We start from the raw sequence: 8,076 nt of genomic DNA, 5'->3' as shown, positions 1-8,076 counted from the left end.
CTTACCGTCCTTATAAGGACGCCAAAGGCGTTTATGCTTGTTAAAGTCGCTATTTCATTGATGAAAAGTCCTTTGCTAGCCCTATAGTGGTCTGCAGTCGCACAGCTACCTCGACTAAGGTCCAGTACCAAAAACCGTCGTTGGTCTGTTTTGAAAGTCTGCGATTTGCTCTAGAATAAGGCTATAAGGTTAAGGACAACGAAAGGCGGTGAGAAAATAATGCAAAGAAGACAAGGAAACGGATTAGCGGTTGTACTGATTGTGATTGGTGCGGTAATGCTGCTCGGTTTAGCGCTTCCTCTGATTCACGGTATTTTCAGACTACTGTTCCCAGTATTGCTGGTTGTTCTCGGGTACTATGGGATTAAGAGTGGACGCAAGGTTATCGGTTGGGTACTAATGTTCATTGGTGTCATGACCTTGATCGCGAAGCTTTCCTGGATCATCGGACCACTTCTAGGTGTGGCGTTGATCGTATGGGGAGTGTCAGCTTTAAAGGGTAGAAGAAATGGTACTTATTAAGAAGAATTGTACTTAAACAAGAAGCAGGGAGGGAGCAGGAGATTATGAGTGTTTTTCGTCGCATGAGGGATATTACAGTAGCTAATCTAAATGAACGTCTAGAGCAAAGTCAAGATCCTGTGAAGCTAATTGATCAATTTCTACATTCAACTCGCGAGGAAATCAGTGAAGCTGAAAGATTGTATCAGCAATACGCTTCCCATACGAAGCAATTGCAACAGCAAGTGAACCAAGCGACTGCCATGAGAAACAAACGTGAGGAACAGGCATTACTCGCATTAAAAGCAGGAGAAGATCATCTTGCAAAGCTGGCTTTGCAAGAAAAGATCATTCACGAGGAAAAGTTGGAGCAGTACAGCGGGCTATTTGAACAAAGTAAGCAATCCTTGTTTGAACTTGAAGGACAGCTGAATGAGCTGAAAATAGAGTATCAGACAGTTTATAGCAAACGTCAGTATTACGCAGCCCGGATGGAGTCGCTGAGACTGCAGCAACGGATGAATCAAAGAGCAAGTGCTTATGGTAACGGTGGTGATGTTCCCAAAATGTTCGGACGTCTGGAAGATCGGATGTCAGATTGGGAATTAGAAGCGAAGAGCCTGCGCGATGTACGTCGCATGGGACAGGAATATGCGGTGCAAGCAGGTGAGACTGTAGCTACCGTACTCGAAAGAGAAATGGCACGCTTAAAGGAGAAACTGAACAATGGTGGAAAGGAGTAGCGCTATGAGTCGATTATATCGTTCAACAAGAGATAAAGTGATGACGGGTCTTGCAGGTGGATTATCTGAGACACTCGGTATTGATTCCACGCTATTCCGGATTCTGTTACTGGTCAGCATTCCGTTTACAGGAGGTGCCGTGATTCCAGTGTACTTCATCGCTGCGCTGGTCATTCCGAAGGAGCCTACGCATTATAATCCTTTCGGACCAGGCCCTGGTGCACCGGGTGGCCCATTCGATGGTCCTTACTCAGGTAGACCAGAACATGGACACGGACCGCAGGCTAATGGCGGACATGGACCTTACGGACGCCAACCTAACTACAATCCTAATTTTGAAAAGAACAACGCTTATTCAGCTCCGGATTCCGGTTTGGATGCGATGATGAAGGATATCGAGAAGAAGGCTCTGCAAAAAGAAGTAGAAGAACTCAAACAAAAACTGTCTAAATATGAGAAAGGGGAATTGTAAATCATGGGAGTATTTCAAAGAATTAAAGATATGACTAAGGCGTCGGTAAATGACTTGTTGGATAAGGTAGAGGACCCAATCGTAATGCTTAACCAATATCTGCGCGATATGGAGGCTGAAATTCACGAAGCGGAAGTTACAGTTGCCAAGCAAATGGCGAACGAACGTCGCATGAAGCAACGCGTGGAAGAAGCAGCAAAAATGTCCGCACAACGTGGAGCACAAGCTGAATTGGCATTGAAAAACGGCCAAGAAGAAGTGACTCGCAAGCTGTTGGAGGAAAAAATATACTTCGATCAAAAACAAGCGGAATACAGCGATCTTCATGCTCAGGCTGAAGTGCAAGCGAAGGAATTGGTTGGACAGCTGCATGATATGAAGGATGAATTCTACAAGCTGCGCAACAAGCGTAACGAGCTCGTATCCCGCGCTCAAATGGCTAAGGCGAAGAAACAAATGACACAAATCAGTAGCGTGCATTCCATCGAAAGTGGCAGTGCGTCACTCGGCTTCCACCGGATGGAAGAGAAGATTATGCAGCTTGAAGCAGAAGCAGATGTAATGCGTGCACCTTACAGCCCATCCGCTGCCTACACTAAACCAGTCGATGTTGAGAAGCAACTGAAAGTGGATGAGCAACTGGCTGCATTAAGAAGCAAGCTGAATGATACACCGGCTGCTCCTTCTTTAAACAAAAAAGAAGATTAAATCCTGTTCCTAAAACTTAAGCAGATATGATATGCTGGACAAGAAGAAGCCATACGGTATGGATCTCCATACCGATATGGCTTTTGTAGCGGCTGGCTATAATATATCTTGTAGGAGGTGCGAAATGGATAAACGAAACCGTTTGATTGCCATCGGACTGATCGGTGTTGGCTGCATGATGATTTTTGGTAGATGGCTCGGCTTTTTCTCCATTGTCGCGCTTCTATTCCTGTTCCTAGGAGTCTACCGCACGACGTCAGGCAAAGTGAAGCAGGGTTATAAGCTGCTCGGGATTGGCGCTATATTGCTTTTGCTGGATCATTTGGTGCTGGTACTGGGGATTTGCTTGATTTCTTTAGGAATGTTTTTTACTAAATCCAAAAGAGTTCAGCGTAAGGAAGGGTTCATGCAGAAGCAGAACTTTTCGTCTAGATTTGACTGGGATCGCTCACCCTGGGTGATGCATAGCCTCAGCTCATGGCATATCCTTGGAGAGGCCGATCTTGATCTTTCACTGGCTATGGCGGAGCAAAAAGAAACGGTGATGCTGTTTCAAGGTATCTTTGGAGATATGGACATTCAATTGTCAGATGATTACGGGATAGAAATCGAAGCCTTTGTGCTTTTTGGATCGATTGAATTTGGTAACCAGCGGGACACAGGTATGCTAAACCGTCTGAACTGGAAATCCCCTAACTATGAGAGCAGTGAGTATAAGGTAAAGTTTAGTGTGTCTTATTTGATGGGAGATTTGGATGTGCGATTATCCTGATTAGTTTGATACTGAAGGGAGGGTCCCCGTATGGAAAGAAAGAATAAAAATATGATGTCACGCAGTATGGGTGAGGGGGCTCTGTTCTCTTTTGTCATGCTGCTAGTGATATTGTACACCATGTATACATATGGCTATTTGAAACCTTTTGAAAGCTGGACGATTGGATTACGTACGGCCTTCACTTTAATTCTGCTGCCCATGGGGTTCGGGGTTGGCTTTGGCTTCTATCAGAGCTTTCGGGTAAAGCGAAAGTTGGAACGCCTGAGAGAAACGCTCGTATTGTGGGAGAAGGGAAACTTAACGCTATCTATGCCAGACTTGGGCGATGATGAGCTGGGAAGGCTCGGAGAACAATTGGGCCGAATCAGCGGAAAATGGGAAAACCAAGTGACAACACTGCAGCGATTGTCTACAAATAACGCGAAGCTCGCGGAGCAAGCACGAGTATCTGCTATTATGGAAGAGCGGCAACGGCTTGCGCGTGAATTGCATGATGCTGTCTCTCAGCAGCTGTTCGCGATCTCTATGACCGCCACGGCTGTAGGCCGGACCCTGGAGAAGGATTTTGACAAGGCGCAACGGCAAATTGCACTGATTGAGGAAATGTCTGCTGTAGCACAATCAGAGATGAGAGCATTATTGCTGCACTTAAGACCTGTTTATTTGGAAGGTAAGGGATTAGAGCAGGGGCTACAGGAGCTGATCAAGGAGCTTAAGGTTAAAGTACCGATAGAAATCGTGTTCGAGATGGACCCTGATGTACAATTGCTAAAAGGGGTAGAGAATCACTTATTCCGTATTGTGCAGGAGGCAATCTCTAATACGCTTCGTCATGCGAAAGCAGAAAAGATGGAAATTAGGCTGCATCGTCGAGGAGATACGGTTCGGTTGACGCTCCGTGATGATGGGATTGGTTTTGAAATGGATGATAGTAAACAAACTTCCTACGGTTTGTCGAATATGCAGGAGCGGATGAATGAAATCGGAGGTTCCATTCAGTTTATTACCGCTCCGGGTAAAGGAATGCGGATTGAAATTACCGTTCCGTTAGTCAATGAATAATAGGAGGAAAGAGTGACCATGGAGATGGAGGAAGCCATTAAGGTATTGCTTGTAGATGATCATGAAATGGTACGGATTGGACTAGCTGCTGTTCTAGGTACTGAAGACGGAATAGAAGTCGTAGGGGAAGCTGGAAGTGGGGAAGAAGGTATCCGCCTGGCACAAGAGTACAATCCGGATGTAGTCCTGATGGATCTTGTCATGGATGGGATGGATGGAATTGAAACGACCAAACAGCTAATGAAGCAGTATCCCGAAATCAAAGTTATTGTGTTGACAAGCTATCTGGATGATGAAAAAATGTATCCGGTGATTGAAGCAGGTGCATTCAGTTATTTACTAAAGACCTCACGAGCTACTGAAGTGGCAGATGCCATACGTGCCGCGGCAAGAGGCCAGTCTGTACTGGAGTCACAGGTCGCCTCTAAAATGATGAATCGTTTTCGAAACAATGCAAAGGGTGAATCTCCTGCTTATAAAGAGCTTACAGAGCGCGAGATGGAAGTATTACGTCTGCTGGCGCAAGGTAAATCGAATCAGGATATCGCGGACCAACTAATTATTGGGATCAAAACTGTGAAATTTCATGTAACGAATATTCTCGCGAAGCTGGGTGTGGAAGACCGAACCCAAGCAGCTATTTATGCATATAAAAATGGACTAGCTGAATAGAAACCAAAGGCTGAAGCCTCTTGCTTCAGTCTTTTTTTAATGCATAAGTTTAGAATCTCCTAATTCGTACATACTGTCTAGTAGATTGCTAGAGAGGTTCGAAAGGGAGAATAAATTATGCTGAAGGCTATATTGAACAACGGAACAAAAAAAGGGACTCTTTTAATATTATTATTCCTGTGCTGCATTGTAGCTTTACGGGTAAACCTTCAAAGCGCTAAAGCAAAATCAATCGATCAAGACGAAGCTGTTTCACATACATCAGTAACATCGGAACTGAATGCTTCACTGATGAGTTTAATAGATCTCGGGACGAAAACAACGGTATCTGGTTCACCACTGCATATCGTCTTAAAATGGCAAGGGGCAATCAGCGGTTACAATGATCCTTCTGTTGAAGTGGCTAAGCTTAGCGCCCGCCTTGGATTGACAGTACCGTCAGGAAATGATGAAGATGGGCATATGACCTATCGTTCAGCAGCGGTAAAACCATATGGATCACGTCTCTCCTTATTTTGGAGCGAGCTTGGAGAAGGAAATAGTTATGTTATTGTGACGTTAGATACTGCTGATTTAAAGGATAAGGTTAGCTTTCAGGGGGCTGCCGATGAAGTTAGTACAATCCTAGAACAGAGTAACATCAAGGCAGAATGGAATGTATCCCTTCAAGGAATAGCTGAAAACCAGGGGGGACCTGAAGGTGTATTGTCGCAAACCGAAGGGTTACTTAAAGAGCAGTTTAAAACTGTGAGTGAAAAAGAGAGCTATAAGGATGTAGCAACAGTCAGCCGTACGTATTCGATTCCTGATTTGAAACGCTCGGTAGTCAGCGGGAACCATTCGGTTTCAGCGCAAATCGCAGTGCATCAGGAAGATCAAAATGGGACGAATCGCCTAACCATTGGCTTACCATTAATCACCATCGAATACTGACAAATTCCTTTTTTATAAGCAAAGATATAATTAGTAATAAGAAATTTTAATTGAAATTCGCGAAATCCCGAGAGTATTTGTCAGGAATCTGATAGCATCCTTTTTAGGAATATGCTAAAATGACATAACGTCGTTTACTCGACGCTGAGAATGTCAATAAACTATATTACATACAGAAAGATGAGGAGCCATGGCTGAAAATCAAACCCTTGATGCACTGCACACACCCGGTGCTGTCTTTTTTATCTTTGGGGCAACCGGAGATTTAGCCCGGCGTAAGCTTTTCCCGGCGATTTACAGCTTGTACCGTGAAGGTAAGCTGGCACATGATTTTGCGGTAATTGGCGTGGCGCGGCGCCCGCGTACTCAGGAAGAATTTAGAAGTGATGTGAAGGAATCCATCCTTGAATTCTGCCGTTATAAAGCGGGAGAAGAGAACGAATGGAATGAGTTTGTACAGCATTTTGAATACAAATCTCTGGACATCAACGATATTGATGGCTTCCGTGAATTAAGAGCTCAAACAGAAGCTCTTGAAGAGAAGTTCAGAATTCCGGGCAATCGGATGTTCTATCTTGCGTTGGCACCTGAATTGTTCGGCAGTGTCTCGTTCAACCTTAAGGCTGGCGGCATGCTGGATAGCACAGGTTGGAATCGCCTCGTCATCGAGAAGCCTTTTGGATATAATCTGGAGTCAGCTGAGCAGCTGAACGAGCAGATCCGTGAGGTATTCAAGGAAGAGGAGATCTACCGGATCGATCATTATCTTGGTAAAGAAATGGTTCAGAATATCGAAGTCATTCGTTTTGCCAACGCTTTTTTCGAACCGCTTTGGAATAATAAGCATATTGCCAATATTCAAATTACACTTGGCGAAACCGTAGGTGTTGAAGAGCGTGGTGGTTATTATGACCATGCTGGAGCGTTACGGGATATGGGCCAGAATCATATATTGCAACTGCTGACTATGATCGCAATGGAACCACCAAGCCGTCTGCTTGCAGAAGATATTCGTGACGAGAAGGTGAAGGTACTTCGTTCCCTTCGTCCTTATGGTACATCTGACGAGGTTCGTGAGAACGTCGTGAGAGCACAGTATATTCAAGGCTTGCATGGTGGAAAGCCTCTTCCTGCTTATCGTCAGGAAGATAAGGTTGATCCTGAATCGAGTACTGAGACGTATTTTGCTGCCCGTGTGTTTGTAGATAACTTCCGCTGGGCTGGAGTTCCTTTCTATATTCGTACAGGTAAACGTCTACCGGTGAAGACAACGGAAGTGGTAGTTGAGTTCAAGGGAATGCCAACCAATGTTTATTTGGGACAAAAGCATACGCTGGAGCCTAACCTGCTTGTTATCCGTGTGAACCCAATGGAAGGCATTTATGTAAAGATTAATGCCAAGAAGCCGGGTTCCGAGTCTGAAATTCAACCACTAGCTATGGACTTCTGTCAGAGCTGCTTGGTTGGAATCAATTCCCCGGAAGCTTACGAGCGCTTGCTTCATGACGCGGCACGTGGAGATTCCACTTATTTCACTCGTTGGGATGAGGTATCGTCGGCATGGTCGTTCGTGGATCGTATTGCGAAGGCTTGGAAGGAAGAGTCGCGTGATTTATCTTCTTATCCTGCTGGCACTTGGGGTCCGGTTGAAGCGGATCAATTGCTTGCTCAGGATGGCTTCCATTGGTGGCCGGTAAACGGTCAAGAAGAAGATAATGTAGTATGGCTGAAGAATAACTAAGCTTTGCGTTAATGCTATCTCCCTGCAGAGGATGCAGGGAGATTTTTTGTAATGCTGAGATTAGAAAACACTCAGCCTCCCAAGGCCACTCTGGCTCCAAATGCCGCTCGGGCGACAGGAGCATTTTTCAAATAGCTGCACTTTGTACAATTAAAATCACATATTGGGTGGAAATTAGTCTTTTAAGTGTATTCTCTGCAACTATTTTCTCCGCATAAGGCCTAAAAGCTAGCACATTGAATTTTTAATTGCATCAAATACAACTAAAGGCGATTGGAAATGCTAATACTTCTTATAAGTGTAGGAAATACAACTATTTTACTACTGCGGAGAAATGTGAAACGAATTCAAGGGAGGGGCCTGTATTCAACAGGTAGGCATGGGGAGCCCTGTTTCCAATTAACACACACCTCTTTGGGACGGACCGAGCGGACCTTAACCTCCGAAATGCATGTTTTAGTCGAGCTTA

At 44.8% G+C, this 8,076-nt stretch carries 9 protein-coding genes; all 9 read left to right on the top strand.

What is annotated here, in order from left to right:
• Positions 1–219: 219 nt before the first annotated feature.
• The gene (locus tag CA600_RS30060; protein ID WP_042191767.1) at positions 220–522 is read left to right on the top strand and encodes a LiaF transmembrane domain-containing protein; all 303 of its coding nucleotides are present in this window, start codon (positions 220–222) and stop codon (positions 520–522) included.
• A 44-nt stretch (positions 523–566) separates the two neighbouring features.
• Positions 567–1,244, top strand: a complete 678-nt coding sequence (locus tag CA600_RS30055; RefSeq protein WP_094874750.1) for a PspA/IM30 family protein — start codon at positions 567–569, stop codon at positions 1,242–1,244.
• Positions 1,245–1,248: 4 nt separating this feature from the next.
• Complete coding sequence (locus tag CA600_RS30050; protein ID WP_094874752.1) at positions 1,249–1,716, top strand: PspC domain-containing protein; 468 nt, start codon at positions 1,249–1,251, stop codon at positions 1,714–1,716.
• A 3-nt stretch (positions 1,717–1,719) separates the two neighbouring features.
• Complete coding sequence (locus CA600_RS30045) at positions 1,720–2,424, top strand: PspA/IM30 family protein (RefSeq protein ID WP_094874749.1); 705 nt, start codon at positions 1,720–1,722, stop codon at positions 2,422–2,424.
• Positions 2,425–2,548: 124 nt separating this feature from the next.
• Entirely contained in the window at positions 2,549–3,196 is a 648-nt protein-coding gene (gene liaF / locus CA600_RS30040) for a cell wall-active antibiotics response protein LiaF (RefSeq protein WP_094874748.1), read from the top strand.
• Positions 3,197–3,226: 30 nt separating this feature from the next.
• On the top strand, positions 3,227–4,261 hold the full coding sequence (locus tag CA600_RS30035; protein ID WP_094874747.1) for a sensor histidine kinase: 1,035 nt from the start codon (positions 3,227–3,229) through the stop codon (positions 4,259–4,261).
• Between the two features lie 18 nt (positions 4,262–4,279).
• Entirely contained in the window at positions 4,280–4,933 is a 654-nt protein-coding gene (locus CA600_RS30030; protein ID WP_179281788.1) for a response regulator, read from the top strand.
• A gap of 117 nt (positions 4,934–5,050) precedes the next feature.
• Positions 5,051–5,866: a YwmB family TATA-box binding protein gene (locus tag CA600_RS30025; protein ID WP_094874746.1), complete on the top strand. Its 816-nt coding sequence runs from the start codon at positions 5,051–5,053 to the stop codon at positions 5,864–5,866.
• Positions 5,867–6,056: 190 nt separating this feature from the next.
• On the top strand, positions 6,057–7,607 hold the full coding sequence (gene zwf, locus CA600_RS30020; protein WP_094874745.1) for a glucose-6-phosphate dehydrogenase: 1,551 nt from the start codon (positions 6,057–6,059) through the stop codon (positions 7,605–7,607).
• Positions 7,608–8,076: the final 469 nt, after the last annotated feature.

This window comes from Paenibacillus sp. VTT E-133280, assembly GCF_002264385.1.
Lineage (GTDB): Bacteria > Bacillota > Bacilli > Paenibacillales > Paenibacillaceae > Paenibacillus_AQ > Paenibacillus_AQ nitricinens.
This window is presented reverse-complemented; position numbering and strand designations above follow the sequence as displayed.

Bases quoted from the DNA above. Each gene is read 5' to 3' on its own strand.
- CA600_RS30060 (WP_042191767.1), top strand. From the start codon at position 220: ATGCAAAGAAGACAAGGAAACGGATTAGCGGTTGTACTGATTGTGATT.
- CA600_RS30055 (WP_094874750.1), top strand. From the start codon at position 567: ATGAGTGTTTTTCGTCGCATGAGGGATATTACAGTAGCTAATCTAAAT.
- CA600_RS30050 (WP_094874752.1), top strand. From the start codon at position 1,249: ATGAGTCGATTATATCGTTCAACAAGAGATAAAGTGATGACGGGTCTT.
- CA600_RS30045 (WP_094874749.1), top strand. From the start codon at position 1,720: ATGGGAGTATTTCAAAGAATTAAAGATATGACTAAGGCGTCGGTAAAT.
- liaF (WP_094874748.1), top strand. From the start codon at position 2,549: ATGGATAAACGAAACCGTTTGATTGCCATCGGACTGATCGGTGTTGGC.
- CA600_RS30035 (WP_094874747.1), top strand. From the start codon at position 3,227: ATGGAAAGAAAGAATAAAAATATGATGTCACGCAGTATGGGTGAGGGG.
- CA600_RS30030 (WP_179281788.1), top strand. From the start codon at position 4,280: ATGGAGATGGAGGAAGCCATTAAGGTATTGCTTGTAGATGATCATGAA.
- CA600_RS30025 (WP_094874746.1), top strand. From the start codon at position 5,051: ATGCTGAAGGCTATATTGAACAACGGAACAAAAAAAGGGACTCTTTTA.
- zwf (WP_094874745.1), top strand. From the start codon at position 6,057: ATGGCTGAAAATCAAACCCTTGATGCACTGCACACACCCGGTGCTGTC.